The following is a 15,471-nucleotide window of genomic DNA, read 5'->3' as shown; positions in this document are numbered from 1 at the left end:
AATAAGACGGTATTTAAACAATTTCCAAAAATTTATAGTAATATATAAGCAAAATGTTTAAAATAAACAGAGTATATAAAGACAATATGTATATAAGAAAAATGCATTCAGTTAAGAATATATCTAGCCATCTATCAGTCCATAAAGAGAATGGCTGGCTGTTTTAGCGTGCAATTGATATGCAGATATACTTCAAGAAATTCGGGAAAGTGTTGAAGGTGATGAGAATATGACACGAACAGGCTACGGAGAATCAAATGGTAAAATTATATTAGTCGGTGAACATGCAGTAACATTTGGAGAACCTGCAATAGCTATTCCTTTTTCTTCTGGGAAAGTGAAAGTAGAAATTGCAGAAATGCCTGAATTAGCTGTTTCAACGATGATAAGTGATGTATATGAGGGGGAAGTTGAACATGCGCCTGAACACCTTCATGCATTAATCAGCAGATTTGAAGCAGAAAGTCATATTGAATCACCGATTATGATTAAAATCGAGGCGAAATTACCGCCATCTAGAGGATTAGGATCAAGTGCAGCAGTAGCCGTAGCCTTTACAAGAGCGGCATTTGATTTTTTAGATAAACCTTTGAGTGATGAAGAATTAATTGAGCATGTGAACTGGGCTGAAATGATTGCACATGGGAAACCTAGCGGCATAGATGCACAAACGATTGTTTCAAATCAGCCGACATGGTTCCAAAAGGGCGTATTTACTTCTTTAGAATCATTACGTATTCCTGGATACATGGTAGTTTTAGATACTGGCATAAAAGGGAATACCAAAGAGGCTGTACGTGATGTGCATGAATTAGTAAACAATAATAAAGAGAATAAACAGTTTATAGACCGTATTGGACAATTAGTTTATTCTGCAAACCAAGCAATTAATATGCGTAACTTTGATGCGCTTGCTGAAATATTTAATGAATGTCAATCATACTTAGCAACTTTAACTGTTAGTCACCCTAAAATAGATAAATTGCTGAATGCAGCAAAACAAGCTGGAGCGGTTGCAGGGAAATTGACAGGAAGTGGTCGAGGCGGAAGTGTCATTACACTCGTGAAAGATTATGCGACAGCTGAAAAAGTGGTAAATGCAGTGACTAAAGCAGGCGCACATCATACTTGGATAGAGAGTTTAGGAGGGTAATTCAAAGTGGCGAAAACTGGCAAAGCGAGAGCGCATACCAATATTGCGCTGATCAAATACTGGGGAAAAGCAGATGAGACACTGATTATTCCAATGAATAATAGTATTTCTTTGACTTTAGATAAATTCTATACAGAAACACGTGTAACCTTTGATCCAACATTCGAAGAAGACACTTTCTTTTTAAATGGTGAAAAAGCAAATGAAAAAGAAACTCAAAAAATATCTGCTTACTTAGATATAGTGAGAAAACAAGCAGGTACGCATACAAAAGCAAGCATTGATAGTACTAATTTCGTTCCTACAGCGGCAGGATTAGCTTCTTCTGCCAGCGCTTTTGCAGCACTTGCAGCTGCTTGTAATGAAGCTCTGGAAATGAGACTTTCAGATAAAGATTTATCGAGACTCGCAAGACGCGGTTCGGGCTCTGCATGCAGAAGCATCTTCGGCGGCTTTGCTGAATGGGAAAAAGGACACGATGATGCTTCTTCATACAGTCACCCGATTGATGCTGAACATTGGGAAGATGAGCTTTCGATGATTTTTGTAGTGATTAATAATAAATCTAAAAAAGTGAAAAGCCGTGCAGGTATGTCATTAACCCGCAACACATCTCGCTTTTATCAATATTGGTTAGATCGTGTTGAAGCAGATATTGAAGAGGCAAAAGCAGCCATTAAAGACAAAGATTTCAAACGTTTAGGTGAAGTTTTCGAAGCAAATGGATTACGAATGCACGCTACTAATTTAGGTGCTGAACCGCCATTTACATACTTAGTTTCAGATAGTTACGAAGCAATGTCTCTTGTTCATGATTGCCGTGAAGCTGGTATTCCTGCTTATTTTACAATGGATGCAGGTCCTAATGTAAAAGTCTTAGTTCAAAAGAAAGATCAGCAAGCTGTGATAGACAAGCTTACTTCATACTTTGATCCAGAACAAATTATCGCCAGCAACATCGGTACAGGTGTTGAAATTCTTAACGAGGAAGATGCATTATGATTCAAGTCAAAGCTCCAGGTAAATTATACATCGCGGGAGAATATGCTGTGACAGAACCAGGGTACAAATCAGTATTAATTGCTGTGGATCGTTTTGTCACTGCTACTATAGAAGAGGCTTCAGTCGCTGAAGGTACAATCCACTCAAAAACACTTCACCATGAACCTATTTCTTTCCAAAGGGAAGAAGATCATATTGTCGTTTCTGATACAAATGCAGCAAATCAACTCAAATATGTCATTACAGCAGTTGAAGTATTTGAGCAATATGCCAAAAGTTGTGGCAAAGCATTGAAGCATTTTGATTTGGTTATTGATAGTAATTTAGATGATGTTTCGGGCCATAAGTATGGTCTAGGTTCAAGTGCAGCTGTTCTTGTGTCTGTCATAAAAGTATTGAACGAATTTTATGAACTTGATTTAGCGAATTTGAATATCTATAAATTAGCTGTGATTGCCAATATGAAATTACAAAGTCTAAGTTCGTGCGGTGATATTGCAGTGAGTGTCTTTACAGGATGGCTCGCATACAGCACATTTGACCATGACTGGGTGATGCAGCAAATTGAAACATCCTCGGTTGCAGAAGTTGTGAAGAAAAACTGGCCAGGTCTCTATACAGAACCACTTCAAGCCCCTGAAAACATGGAAGTCTTAATCGGCTGGACAGGCTCTCCAGCTTCATCGCCTTACCTAGTAAGCGAAGTAAAACGTTTAAAATCAGATCCTGATTTTTATGGCCGTTTCCTAGAACAATCGCAATCATGTGTAGAACGTTTAATTTATGCATTCAAAACAAATAATTTAAAAGGTGTACAATCAATGATTCGTCGTAACCGTTCAATCATTCAGCAAATGGATAAAGAAGCAAACGTCGACATTGAAACACCGCAATTAAAATTATTGTGTGATATCGCTGAAACATACGGCGCAGCTGCAAAAACATCAGGCGCAGGCGGCGGAGATTGCGGTATCGCAATTACAGGTGATCACACTGAACGCGCTTCTATTTATAAAAGTTGGAGAGCATCAGAAATCAAACCATTGCCTTTCCACGTTTATCAAGGTCAATAATACAAAAAGCTGTCTAACCGCGAAAAGGTGCACACGCGGGAAAGACAGTTTTTTTCATGGAAAGCCTGAGAAACAACCACACAACTGAATTGTGCAGAATTCGCCCTTGAAATTTTACGGAAAAAGGGTAAAATAGATAAAGTTGAAATTGAATGAATAACGAAAATAATAGATAACTTTAAAGATAAATAAAGAGAGGTGGACATAGCAGTGCAAAACAAATTCCTGATTTGTGATGATTGCCAAGCAGTAAATTGCAAATCTCTAGAAAGAAAGTTGAAAAAATTAGACCCAGAAGCTGAAATTGAGATTGGCTGCCAATCATACTGCGGTCCAGGTCGCAGAAAGACATTCGCTTTCGTGAACAACCGTCCTCTTGCAGCATTGACAGAAGACGAATTGATGGAAAAAGTTGAAAAACAACTTCAAAAACCACGCGACCCAGAAGAAGAAGAACGTTTGCGCAAACGTAATGAAGAACGTAAACGTCGTAAAGAAGAACAAGATCGAAAACTAAAAGAAAAATTAGCAAAGCGTAAGCAAACGAAAGCCTAACAGAAAAATCCCTAGTGTTCTCCTTTTAAAGCAGGCTACAGAGAGTACAGGGATTTTTTGATGAAATAATGCATCATCTTATATAAAATCAGGGTAGTACATTTTGAAGCATTCACTAAAATACAAAAATAAAGAAACAGAATCTGTAATTACGCGAGTAGTCTTTCAAAACGAAGTAATTCAGATTCTGTTTCTATAATTTATAAACAAAAATATCGCATGGTCCTTTCTATATCGACAAATTCACATGTGAGCTAACTGTAAACCTTAATAAACTTTCACATATGAGCGACAAGCATTCAGCACATCTTTAGTATAGAAGTGACGCAAATTGTCCTTTGTGTAAGATGGAATTAATTGTTTCTTACTTACCCACATATCAATTAAAGAAGGTGGGATGCCATCGACTTCCATTTCGGATTCATCGGTTACTAAAGTGTCCCAATCTAATGTCACAGGTTGGGAGTCAATATAAATGTTACCAAAGCTCGTATCATCCATATTATAATCACCTTTTTAAATTTTTTAGTATCAACACCTAAATTAAGTATTGTACTTTTTATTGCTTATAAAGGTTAAATACCCACTCTTAAACAAATCTATTCAATATTTTTACAAAAAATTAATGCAAGATTCATCAAAATGGTATATTAAGATGAAGTAGCCTATAATAATAGAGTGATTGTAAACGTTACCAATTTTATTTTGGATAGGGTATGAAAAAAGTGTATTAAATTGTGTTTATATTGAGAAAGGAAGCGTCATGTTCATATGATTACAGTTTTATTCGGAGGCAGCAGACCAGAAGGGAACTCAGCAGAATTAGCGAAAATAGTTTTAAAAGATTTAGATTATAACTGGATTGATCTTACAAAATACCATTTTGACCCAGTCAGAGACGTGAGACATAATGGAGAAGTGATTACAGATTATACAGATGATTATAAACAAATTATAGACCAGGTATTAAAAAGTGATACGGTATTATTTGTATCACCTGTATATTGGTATAGCGTTTCTGCTTCAATGAAAGCATTTATTGATCATTGGTCTGAAACATTAAGAGACAAAAATTATAAAGATTTCAAAGAAAAAATGGCGCAAATTGAATTCCGTTTGATTCTAGTTGGCGGAGATTGTCCGAAAATCAAAGCAAGACCTTGTATGCATCAAATGGAATATAGTCTTGAATTTTTAGGTGCGGCTTTAAAAGATTACTTAATCGGCAATGCCAATGCCCCAGGCGACATTCTGAAAGATACATATGCAGTGAATATCGCTGAAAAATGGAATGCAGAATTAAAAAGCAAAGAAGAGAAATTGCAAAAAACAAAATAGATATAAAAGCTGCTGCCATGTCAGCGGCTTTTTTGATAATGAACTGCAACCTCTGCTGAACACTACCTTTAGCATCTTTAAGTTTAGGGAAGAGAATAGTAATAGGAAATATCGTTTAATAGGGCTTAACAGTGCTATTTTCAAACGAATCTAGTATCACCTATGATATAATAAAATCATTATTTTGAAATATGTAAGGGGAGAAATTGCCATGCGAAAAGTAAGAGAAGCAACACCAGCAGATGTCGTGGGCATTAGAGATGTCGCAACTAAAGCTTGGTATAATACGTATTTAAATATCTATGCTGCGAGAACAGTTAATGAATTGTTAGCAGCTTCATATAACGAACAGCATTTAACAAAAAGATTGAACGACCAGCTCTTTCTTGTTGCAGAAGAAGATGGAGAAATTGTCGGGTTCGCAAACTTTATAAATGGCAGCGAATTATTCTTATCTGCACATTATGTGCGACCAGCCTCTCAACGTAAAGGTTACGGAACAGATTTGCTGAATGCAGGATTAGAACATTTCAAAGGACAATATGATGCAGTTTATCTTGAAGTAGATAATCAAAACACTGAAGGTGTTGAATATTATCGCCAACAAGGTTTTGAATTAGTACGCGCATACCATCATGAAATGTATGGTGAAGTCATGAACTTAGCTTTAATGAAAAAAGCATTTTAATCTATCTGGCTGCAGAAATATATGATACAAGGAGGGAATCGGATGGCAGAGACAAATTACGGCACCAAAAAATTATTTGAAGAAAAAGTATTCAAAGATCCGATTCATCGATATATCCATGTGAAAGACCAAGTGATTTGGGACTTGATTAAAACAAAAGAATTCCAACGTTTGCGTCGAATTAAACAGCTCGGCACGCTTTATTTATCATTCCATACGGCTGAACATAGCCGTTTCGGCCATTCTCTGGGTGTTTATGAAATTGTACGACGAATTATAGATGAATCATTCAGAGGGAGAGAGGCTTGGGATGATGCGGATCGACCACTCGCATTATGTGCAGCTTTATTGCATGACTTAGGTCACGGTCCATTTTCTCACAGCTTTGAAAAAATATTTGATACAGACCATGAAGCTTTTACACAAGCGATTATCACAGGCGACACTGAGGTCAATGAAGTGTTGAGCCGTGTATCACCGACTTTCCCGCAAGAAGTCGCAGATGTTATTAATAAGACGCATCAAAACAAACTTGTTATTTCTATGATTTCATCACAAATTGATGCGGATAGAATGGATTACTTGCAACGTGATGCTTATTTTACAGGTGTGTCTTACGGCAAATTTGATATGGAACGTATTTTACGTTTAATGCGTCCGACAAAAGATGAGGTTTTGATTAAAGAAAGCGGTATGCACGCAGTAGAGAATTTTATAATGAGTCGTTATCAAATGTATTGGCAGATTTATTTCCACCCTGTCAGCAGAGGTGGGGAAGTATTATTGAATAACACATTGAAACGTGCCAAAGAACTATATCAAGACGGATATGAGTTCGAACGTTTCCCTACTGATTTCATACCATTCTTTGAAGGCACGATGACGATTGAGCAATATGTAGATTTGGATGAAGCAGTCGTTCTTTATTACTTAAAAGAGTGGATTAAAGAACGCGACCCGATTTTAAGTGATTTAGCGCGTCGTTTTATTAATCGGGACTTGTTTAAGTTTCTGCCGTTTGATGGTTCTATTATTACAATGAATGAACTCAGAGAACTGTTTGAAGAAGCTGGGATTAATCCTGACTCCTATTTTGTCAGCGAATCATTTTCTGATTTGCCTTATGATTATGACCGACCAGGCTCTAACCGCCAGCCGATTCATTTGCTGCAGCGTAACGGGAAAATACGGGAAATCAGCAGTCAATCTATGGTGATTCAGAGCATTACCGGTATTAATAGACAAGATTATAAATTATATTTCCCTAAAGAGCTGATTTATAATATTGAAGATGATGTGATACGTGAGCGTATTCTCAGTATTTTAAACGAACTCAATTAATTATATTGTGTTAGAAATAGCGCAAATGATACAGTAAAATAGCATTGAAAATTAGTGGAGGTGTACACTTGTCAGAGAATAAAGGTTTTAAATTCAACATTATTAAAAATGACCCACTTGACGGCCATAAAGGGACAAATATCGGGGCAATCAGTTTAGATAACGTTGCACCCGTGTTTATAGATTTACAATCTAAAGAAGCATTTATCGATATTGGTGCGATGCATGCACGTGCTGATGTTGAAAAAGGTGTGAAATGGATTACTGATAAAGAAACTGTTGAAGGTCCAGAAGCTAAAGAATATTGGTTATGCTGGGTAACGACTGAACGTGGCGAACAAGGTGCTTACTATGCAGGTTTGACTGCATGTTATTTAATGGTTAATAAGAAAATCCGCCGCGGTTATAAGAGCATGCCAGAACATGTAAATATGATGGATAAATCTATGAAACATAAAGTTGTCATTGATCATATCGGTGATGAAAATATTGAGATTATCCGTGAATTCTTGAAAAATCATGATATTGAAATGTGGAATAACTCTAGTGATGAGTTGAAATCTGCATTACATGAAAAATAATATATTAAGATAAATCTCTCGGCAAAATTATATTGCATCCCCAAAGTCGAATTTGAAAAATTCGACTTTGGGGATGCTTTATTTATGAGTAAAAACACAATGCTTCTTATTAATCATTTTTATTTTTGAGTATTTTGCACTTTCTTTAAATATCATTTCAGAACATAGAAATACTTCCTTATATCAAAAGATTAAATGTAAAATGTTTTTCACAATAATCAAACTAACTATAATAACAATAACACTAGATATTTTATTTAAAATTATTATATATTTGCCCGTCTTATCTATAGAGCCTAATGTTTTCCCTAATATAGCTAATGAAATAAACCATATCCATGAAACCATAATAGTAGAAATACTGAACAATAATTTTTCTGTCCCTGAATAAACAGAAGCACTTGTTCCAATAACACCTATTGTATCCATAATTGCATGAGGATTTAATAGCGATACAGATAAAGCAAAACCAATTTGCTTTTTAGCACTCATAGAGTTATGATTTTCTAAATTATTTGGCTTTTCATTCCACAAAGACCAAGCCATGTATAATAAAAATATAAGACCTATAATGTAAATAACCAACTGTAAAATAGGTAAAGACATTAAAATCAGTGAAACACCTAAAACTGCAATTGTTATTAAAAATGTATCGCATAGTCCAGCTGTTATTATGACTGGTAAAGCTTTTGCAAATTTCGTTTGATTAGCTCCTTGATTAAATACAAAAACATTTTGTGCTCCTAACGGTAGAATTAATCCTAGTGCTAATAGAATTCCGTGTACAATCGGTTGTAACATAGTATTAACTCTCTTTCATTTTGTTATTAGGTATACAAATAATTTTGCTACATCATAAAACCCTGGTAGTATCGTCTTGAAGATATATATATAAAGACGTACTTCTTTAAAATTTTTATATCGTATCAATATAATACGTGTCTTATTCAAAATATAATGAGTAATAGTAAGGCATAAATGATGAAGCAAAAATTAATAAGGTATATTCAGAAATTAAATACTATAGATGCTGGTATCAAAACATCTATAAATATTTCTAGTCTAGCAATACGATATCTTTTTGAATCAGAATCATTTTTATCATCCCACAAATTTCTATGATGCTGAAAATGGGAATTACAATATGTAGTAAAACTTGTAAAAATAGGAAATGCTACAAAAATACAAGTAATCCATTTATTACGAAATTTATTTGTAAATAATGAACGATGACATGCTTCATACATTAAATTATCAAAAGCTCGCATTAGGCTCCCGATTATAATAATGCTAAAGAGATAAACAAATTTACTACTTGTATATATCTGAATACGCATTTCCAAAAATCACCAACCAATTAAAAACTAACGTGGAAATTATATGGTTATTATTTTTTTATAAAAGATTTTACTTTTCCTTAGAAAACCATACTGTTTCTATTCCTTGTTCTGTCTAAAATCCTCCTTTCACTTTTATGATATAATAGTCTAAAATTTTAAAAACCTACCAGATTAAAAATAAAATTCCAACCAGATTTAAGGAGATTAAATATGAATAAATTCCAGTATAAAATGATAATGGATGATATTATTAATAAAATTGATAATGGGGTCTTATCACCTGGAGATAAATTACCTTCTCAAAGAGAAATTTCTAAATATTATAATGTGAATAGATCTACAGTTATACAGGCAATAGATATTTTGAAAAGTTATGGAATTTTAGAATCAATCGAAAAAAAGGGGGGTTATGTATCTCGATATAAATGGAATGCTCATATTACAAGTAATATTCAGTGGCAAAATTATATAGAGAACAGTATGTCTAAAAATAACCAATATTATATCCAAAGAATTAATGAACTAGAATTTAACCCCGATATTCTACGTCTGGGTACGGGAGAGTTATCTCCAAAATTAATTCCCAATCATTTATTCAAAGAAATAATATCAAATAGTATTGAAGATTCTATACAAACGAACTACGAGGAACCAAAAGGAAAAATAGCGCTTAGATTAGAAATAGTAGAGTATATGAAAAAAAGAGGAGTCACATGTGATATTGATAATATATGTATCACTTCTGGTGCTATTCAAGGATTAAAACTAATAGCTGATGGACTGTTAATTCCTCAATCTAAAATAATTATTGAAACACCTTCTTATATTAATTCCATACATACTTGGCATAACATTAGATCTCAGATGGTACCTTTATCAATTAACTATATAAAGAGAAATATCAATAATATATTTAAAATGAGTAGAGACTATAAAAATAGTATATTTTATTGCATACCAACTCTGCATAATCCTACTCAAAATACTTATACTAAAGAACAAAAGCAAAAAATTATAGATCAATGTCAAAAAAATGGAATACCTATCGTGGAAGATGGAGTATATTCTGATTTGTGGTTTAATGCGAATAAACAAGTTCCAATGAAGTCTTTAAAAAACAGTGATAATGTTTTATATTTAGGTAGTTTATCTAAAACAGTAAGTCCTGGTCTTCGTATCGGATGGATAGTAGCAAATAAAAATGTAATTCGTCACTTATCTGATTTGAAAATGCAAAATGACTATGGGGCTAGTTCTATATCGCAGCATATTGCAACAAAATGGCTAAATACTTACCATGAAAAACATATAAATGAATTAAAAGTAAAATTAGAAATGCGTAAACACATATTTACTGAAGCTTTAAAAGAGCATCTATCAATGTACGGTAGTTGGGATGATCCTAGGGGGTCCTTTTACATTTGGTTTGAATTCTCCATATCAATAAATGTAAAAACTTTGTTTAATGAAGCTGTAAAAGAAAACTTACTCATACAACCTGGAGAGATATATGATTCGAACTACAAAAACTACATCCGCTTTTCATATTCATATATTGACGAAAGTGATATTAATCGAAGTTTGAAAAAATTGAGCAACATTATTAATAAAATTCGCGATTAAATTTTTTTATAAGTTCTTTTATTTTGTATTTCTTACTAACCAGCGTTATAAATAATTAACAAAAGCTTTCATGTATTATATACATCAATTCCCTCACTGTCACGAGTATGTAATGAACTCCAAAAGTTGAATTTTTCAGGTTCAACTTTAGGGGTGCAGTACATAATAGAGGACGTGAAATAGAGTTTTTAAGCACATCAGAGGTGCAACAGTAGAAGAGATAGAAAGTAAGTTTAATGAACGCTCTGACTTAGCTGAACAACAAAAAGAAGTAAACTAAGGAATTATCTTAGTAAATTGTACAGCTTGTGGTACAATAATTTTAAGGAGATGATAATAATGGCTGTTGAAACATACTCAAATGCTAGAAAAAACTTTAGAAGTTTAATTAAACAAGTAAATGAAAACAGTGAAGCTATTACCATCACAACAAATGAAGAAAACGCCGTTTTAATGTCTGAAACTGATTATAATGCAATAATGGAGACTCTTTACTTACAACAAAACCCAGCTAACGCTGCACATCTCAAACGTTCAATTGAACAACTAGAAAAAGGCGATTCTGTTCAGGTAGAAATAGATGAGTAAATTAAATATTTCATTTTCTCCTGAAGCATTTGAAGATTATAAAAATTGGCAAACTCAAGATAAAAAAGTTTGGAAGAAAATCAATCAATTGATTAAAAGTATTGATCGTGATGGCATGTTAGATGGAATTGGTAAGCCAGAACGTTTAAAAGGTGGTTTCAGTGGTTGGTATAGCAGACGTATCACACAAGATCACAGATTAGTATATAAAGTAACAAGTGAATCAATTTTAGCTGCTTCATGCAAGTATCATTATCAATAAAGAAAAAGGACTGGAATTATTTCCCAGCCCCTATAATTCAAAGGAGTTTTTTAATATGTCAAAGTTCCTTATTTTACTCTTATTATTTTCACCAATATTAATCAAAAAAAAGAAAGAAAGAGATAAAAATAAAAATAATTTATATTAACTGATAGGTGAGATAGATTAATAGGGAATAAAATTAAACTTATTTACATCATTATTACAATTTTTATTGTTTTATTGTTAATGTTATCGTACATGTTTTTTAAAAAGGATGATTTTCATTTTTAATTGTGAAAATCGTCCTTTTTTCGGTATTCTAGAACATTAATATCCCGGTCCCCTTTTTCTCATTTATTAGGTGAAATACTTCTCATATATCAAGTGAAATGACACCATATTTTAACTGAATATGTTACAGTGATAGTATTAATTATCAGAATAATTTTAATTATTGAACATTTGTAAATTGGAATATTATCTTATATACAAGGAGTGGGGAGAATGAGTTCAGAATTAATTCGCAGACTTAAAGAAAAAGAAGATAAAATGGTGGAAATGCGCCGTTATTTGCATGCGCATCCTGAACTATCTTTTAAAGAAGTAGAAACACCAAAGTATATTGCGGATTTTTATAAGGGAAAAGATTGTGAAGTAGAAACCAATGTAGGTGATAATGGCGTTAAAGTTACAATCGATAGCGGAAAACCAGGGAAAACCATTGCGATTCGTGCTGACTTTGATGCTTTACCTATTGAAGAGGATACAGGGTTGCCGTTTGCATCTGAAAATCCAGGTGTGATGCATGCGTGCGGTCATGATGCACATACAGCTTATATGCTGACGTTAGCAGATACATTAATTGATATGAAAGATCAATTCAAAGGGAAAGTTGTTGTGATTCACCAACCAGCTGAAGAAATGCCGCCAGGAGGAGCACTTGGTATGATTCGCGATGGTGTGTTAGATGGTGTCGATCATGTGTTAGGTGTGCATGTGATGAGTAATGGAGAACGTGGTACGATTTATTATCGTGAAGGCTATGTGCAGACAGGACGTGCATATTTTAAATTAACGATTCATGGCCAAGGCGGTCATGGTTCATCCCCACATGCTGCTAATGATGCTATTGTAGCAGGTGCTAATTTTGTAACAACAGTCCAAACTGTGATTTCTCGTCGTTTGAGTCCTTTTGAAACAGGTGTGGTATCTATCGGTTCATTTGATGCCAAAGGACAATTTAATGTTATTAAAGATAAAGTAGAAATTGAAGGAGATGTCCGTGGGCTGAATGATGAGACTAAACATAAAATAGCAGATGAACTAGAACGCATTGTAGATGGACTTGAGCATACATTCGGTGTGACATGTGATTATGAGTTTGTAGATGACTATCCAGCGTTATACAATGATCCGGACTTTACAGAATATGTCGCAGATACGCTGAAGGATTCAGAACATGATGCGATTAAGAAAGTAGAACGTTGTGCCCCATGGCCGCCATCAGAAGACTTTGCTTATTATGCGAAAGAATTGCCGAGTGCCTTTATTTTTGCAGGCGCAGAACCTGAAGAAGGTGATGTTTATCCGCATCATCATCCGAAATTCAATATCAGTGAAACGTCTATGATGTCAGCTGCAGAAGCAGTTGGTACGGTAGTTTTAGATTATTTGAATCAAGAGGATGAAAAATAATGAAGTAAGTGAAGAAGTGGATTCAAAAAGCACTTCTAAAATTTAAAAATAACTTTAAAATCAGGGCATACGGTGTGAATTTCATCACTGTATGCCCTGTATATATATGATATAATGATGTGTATTAATTCAAAATTAAAGAATAGGGTGAGTGCGTCAATTGGACCAGAATATCCGCATCCAAACGTTGCAAGTGATCAAACGCGATGGAGAAACAGATGAGTTTGAATACGAAACGAATGGTACTTGGCAAGAAAAGCGTCAAGTTGAATATATTCGTTATGACGAACAAATTGAAGATATTACGATTCATGTCACATTGAAAATTCAAGACGGTGAAGTTAAATTAATGCGCAGTGGAGTGATTAAACAAAATCTGCATTTTGTTGAAGGGAAAGATACAGTTTCTTTATATGAAATCCCTGCAGGTAAAATCCCATTAACTGTACGCACATTAAGCATTAATCATTTTATACAACCAGAAATGTCGAAACTCAAAATTCGTTATGAACTTTTTCAAGATGAAGAAAAAATGGACACCTACCTTTATCAAATTACCTATAAGGAGCTGACATAAAGTGAATATTATTGATCAAGTCAAACAAACATTAATTGAAGAAATCACAGCAAGTGTTAAAGCCGCTGGACTTGCAGAAGAAGTTCCTGAAGTCAAAGTGGAAATTCCGAAAGACCCTAAAAATGGGGATTACTCAACAAACATTGCGATGGTACTTACTAAAATTGCAAAACGCAATCCACATGAAATCGCACAAGCGATTGTGGACCATTTAGATAAATCTAAAGCAAATGTTGAAAAAATTGAAATTGCAGGTCCTGGTTTTATTAATTTCTACCTTAATAATCAATATTTAACAGCAGTAATTCCAGAAGCCTTAGAAAAAGATAAAGACTTTGGACGTAATGAAGACCCGAAACATCAAAAAGTATTAGTTGAGTATGTTTCAGCTAACCCAACTGGCGACTTGCATATCGGACATGCACGTAACGCAGCGGTCGGTGATACTTTAAGTAATATTTTAGATGCAGCAGGTTATGATGTGACACGTGAATATTACATTAATGATGCGGGTAATCAAATTACGAATTTAGCACATTCTATTGAAGCGCGTTATGACCAAGCAATGGGCAAAGAAACAGAACTTCCTGCTGATGGTTACTACGGTAAAGATATTATAAATATTGGTAAAGATTTAGCAGAAAAACGTCCTGAGTTGAAAGATTTGCCTGAAGATGAAAGATTGAAAGTCTTTAGACAACTAGGCGTTGACTACGAAATGGAAAAACTGAAAAAAGACCTTGCTGATTTCAATACGCACTTTGATGGCTGGTTCAGTGAAACAACACTGTATGATAAAGGTGAAATCAAAAAAGTATTAGAATTAATGAAAGAAAATGGTTATACGTATGAAGCAGATGGTGCGACTTGGTTACGTACAACAGACTTTAATGATGATAAAGACCGTGTCATTATTAAAAAAGATGGTTCTTACACTTATTTCTTACCAGATGTTGCGTATCACTATGACAAATTCCATCGTGACGGCGGCCAAGATATCTTGATTAATTTATTTGGTGCAGACCATCATGGTTATATCAACCGTCTGAAAGCATCTGTTGAAACATATGGTATTGACGCAGATCGTTTGGAAATTCAAATTATGCAGATGGTACGTTTAATGCAAGATGGCGAAGAAGTGAAAATGAGTAAACGTACTGGTAATGCGATTACACTTCGTGAAATCATGGATGAAGTCGGTATTGATGCAGCGCGTTATTTCTTAACAATGCGCAGCCCAGATACACATTTTGACTTCGATATGGAATTAGCAAAAGAAAATTCAGCAGAAAACCCTGTGTACTATGCACAATATGCACATGCGCGTATTTCTTCAATTTTAAAACAAGCTGGTGAACGCGGTATCACACCTTCTGAAAATGCTGATTTCAGTGTGATTACGAACGATAAAGCTATTGATCTATTGAAAAAAGTAGCTGAATTCGAACCGATGATTGAAAGTGCTGCAGAACATCGTGCACCACATCGTGTTACAAATTATATCCAAGAACTAGCATCAGCATTCCATAAATTCTATAATGCTGACAAAGTTTTAACAGATGATGAAAAGAAAACACAAGCTTATGTTTCAATGATTGCAGCTGTACAAATTACTTTACGTAATGCATTAGCTTTAGTAGGTGTATCTGCACCGCATAATATGTAAAACTGTA

The 15,471-nt window shown here is 34.3% G+C and carries 16 protein-coding genes and 1 pseudogene; 14 read left to right on the top strand and 3 right to left on the bottom strand.

Features of this window, described 5'->3' with window-relative positions; all coding sequences use genetic code 11:
* Positions 1–229: 229 nt before the first annotated feature.
* The 4 genes from mvk to DYE31_RS11275 all read left to right on the top strand — a co-directional run bounded on the left by mvk (position 230) and on the right by DYE31_RS11275 (position 3,783).
* A complete protein-coding gene (gene mvk / locus DYE31_RS11290; RefSeq protein ID WP_012664272.1) occupies positions 230–1,153 on the top strand; it encodes a mevalonate kinase in 924 nt (307 codons plus the stop codon).
* Between the two features lie 6 nt (positions 1,154–1,159).
* A complete protein-coding gene (gene mvaD, locus DYE31_RS11285) occupies positions 1,160–2,155 on the top strand; it encodes a diphosphomevalonate decarboxylase (RefSeq protein WP_012664273.1) in 996 nt (331 codons plus the stop codon).
* Positions 2,152–3,228 carry a phosphomevalonate kinase gene (locus tag DYE31_RS11280; protein ID WP_012664274.1) on the top strand — a complete coding sequence of 359 codons (1,077 nt, stop codon included), beginning with the start codon at positions 2,152–2,154 and terminating at the stop codon, positions 3,226–3,228. The genes mvaD and DYE31_RS11280 overlap by 4 nt, the downstream gene beginning before the upstream one ends.
* 210 nt (positions 3,229–3,438) lie before the next feature.
* A complete protein-coding gene (locus tag DYE31_RS11275; protein WP_012664275.1) occupies positions 3,439–3,783 on the top strand; it encodes a YuzB family protein in 345 nt (114 codons plus the stop codon).
* Between the two features lie 267 nt (positions 3,784–4,050).
* Here DYE31_RS11275 and DYE31_RS11270 read toward each other — a convergent pair whose 3' ends face one another.
* Positions 4,051–4,284: a hypothetical protein gene (locus tag DYE31_RS11270; protein WP_012664276.1), complete on the bottom strand. Its 234-nt coding sequence runs from the start codon at positions 4,282–4,284 to the stop codon at positions 4,051–4,053.
* Between the two features lie 270 nt (positions 4,285–4,554).
* Here DYE31_RS11270 and DYE31_RS11265 point away from each other — a divergent pair, with 270 nt between their 5' ends.
* The 4 genes from DYE31_RS11265 (at position 4,555) to DYE31_RS11250 (ending at position 7,731) form a co-directional block, all read left to right on the top strand.
* Positions 4,555–5,121, top strand: a complete 567-nt coding sequence (locus DYE31_RS11265; RefSeq protein WP_012664277.1) for a flavodoxin family protein — start codon at positions 4,555–4,557, stop codon at positions 5,119–5,121.
* A 211-nt stretch (positions 5,122–5,332) separates the two neighbouring features.
* On the top strand, positions 5,333–5,809 hold the full coding sequence (locus DYE31_RS11260) for a GNAT family N-acetyltransferase (RefSeq protein WP_012664278.1): 477 nt from the start codon (positions 5,333–5,335) through the stop codon (positions 5,807–5,809).
* Between the two features lie 42 nt (positions 5,810–5,851).
* Complete coding sequence (locus DYE31_RS11255; protein WP_012664279.1) at positions 5,852–7,150, top strand: HD domain-containing protein; 1,299 nt, start codon at positions 5,852–5,854, stop codon at positions 7,148–7,150.
* A gap of 68 nt (positions 7,151–7,218) precedes the next feature.
* Entirely contained in the window at positions 7,219–7,731 is a 513-nt protein-coding gene (locus DYE31_RS11250; protein WP_012664280.1) for a YwhD family protein, read from the top strand.
* A 183-nt stretch (positions 7,732–7,914) separates the two neighbouring features.
* On the opposite strand, the gene DYE31_RS11240 is transcribed toward DYE31_RS11250, so the two are convergent.
* Complete coding sequence (locus DYE31_RS11240; protein ID WP_012664281.1) at positions 7,915–8,532, bottom strand: LysE/ArgO family amino acid transporter; 618 nt, start codon at positions 8,530–8,532, stop codon at positions 7,915–7,917.
* A gap of 254 nt (positions 8,533–8,786) precedes the next feature.
* Positions 8,787–9,111 (bottom strand): annotated as a pseudogene (locus DYE31_RS13060) (fatty acid desaturase); the annotation flags it as partial.
* A 170-nt stretch (positions 9,112–9,281) separates the two neighbouring features.
* On the opposite strand from DYE31_RS13060, the gene DYE31_RS11230 reads away from it, so the two are divergent.
* The 6 genes from DYE31_RS11230 (at position 9,282) to argS (ending at position 15,464) form a co-directional block, all read left to right on the top strand.
* Positions 9,282–10,694, top strand: coding sequence for an aminotransferase-like domain-containing protein (locus DYE31_RS11230; protein WP_012664282.1), 1,413 nt, complete (start codon positions 9,282–9,284; stop codon positions 10,692–10,694).
* A gap of 339 nt (positions 10,695–11,033) precedes the next feature.
* Entirely contained in the window at positions 11,034–11,282 is a 249-nt protein-coding gene (locus tag DYE31_RS11225) for a type II toxin-antitoxin system Phd/YefM family antitoxin (protein WP_012664283.1), read from the top strand.
* The gene (locus DYE31_RS11220) at positions 11,275–11,544 is read left to right on the top strand and encodes a Txe/YoeB family addiction module toxin (RefSeq protein WP_012664284.1); all 270 of its coding nucleotides are present in this window, start codon (positions 11,275–11,277) and stop codon (positions 11,542–11,544) included. Before DYE31_RS11225 ends, DYE31_RS11220 begins: the two co-directional genes overlap by 8 nt.
* A gap of 486 nt (positions 11,545–12,030) precedes the next feature.
* On the top strand, positions 12,031–13,221 hold the full coding sequence (locus DYE31_RS11215) for an amidohydrolase (RefSeq protein ID WP_012664285.1): 1,191 nt from the start codon (positions 12,031–12,033) through the stop codon (positions 13,219–13,221).
* 160 nt (positions 13,222–13,381) lie between these two features.
* Positions 13,382–13,798 carry a YwiB family protein gene (locus DYE31_RS11210; RefSeq protein WP_012664286.1) on the top strand — a complete coding sequence of 139 codons (417 nt, stop codon included), beginning with the start codon at positions 13,382–13,384 and terminating at the stop codon, positions 13,796–13,798.
* Position 13,799: 1 nt separating this feature from the next.
* A complete protein-coding gene (argS, locus tag DYE31_RS11205; protein WP_012664287.1) occupies positions 13,800–15,464 on the top strand; it encodes an arginine--tRNA ligase in 1,665 nt (554 codons plus the stop codon).
* Positions 15,465–15,471: the final 7 nt, after the last annotated feature.

It is taken from the genome of Staphylococcus carnosus (assembly GCF_900458435.1).
In the GTDB taxonomy this organism is placed as follows: Bacteria; Bacillota; Bacilli; order Staphylococcales; family Staphylococcaceae; genus Staphylococcus; species Staphylococcus carnosus.
Note: the sequence above shows the minus strand (reverse complement) of the source record. Positions and strands in the feature narration are given on the sequence as shown.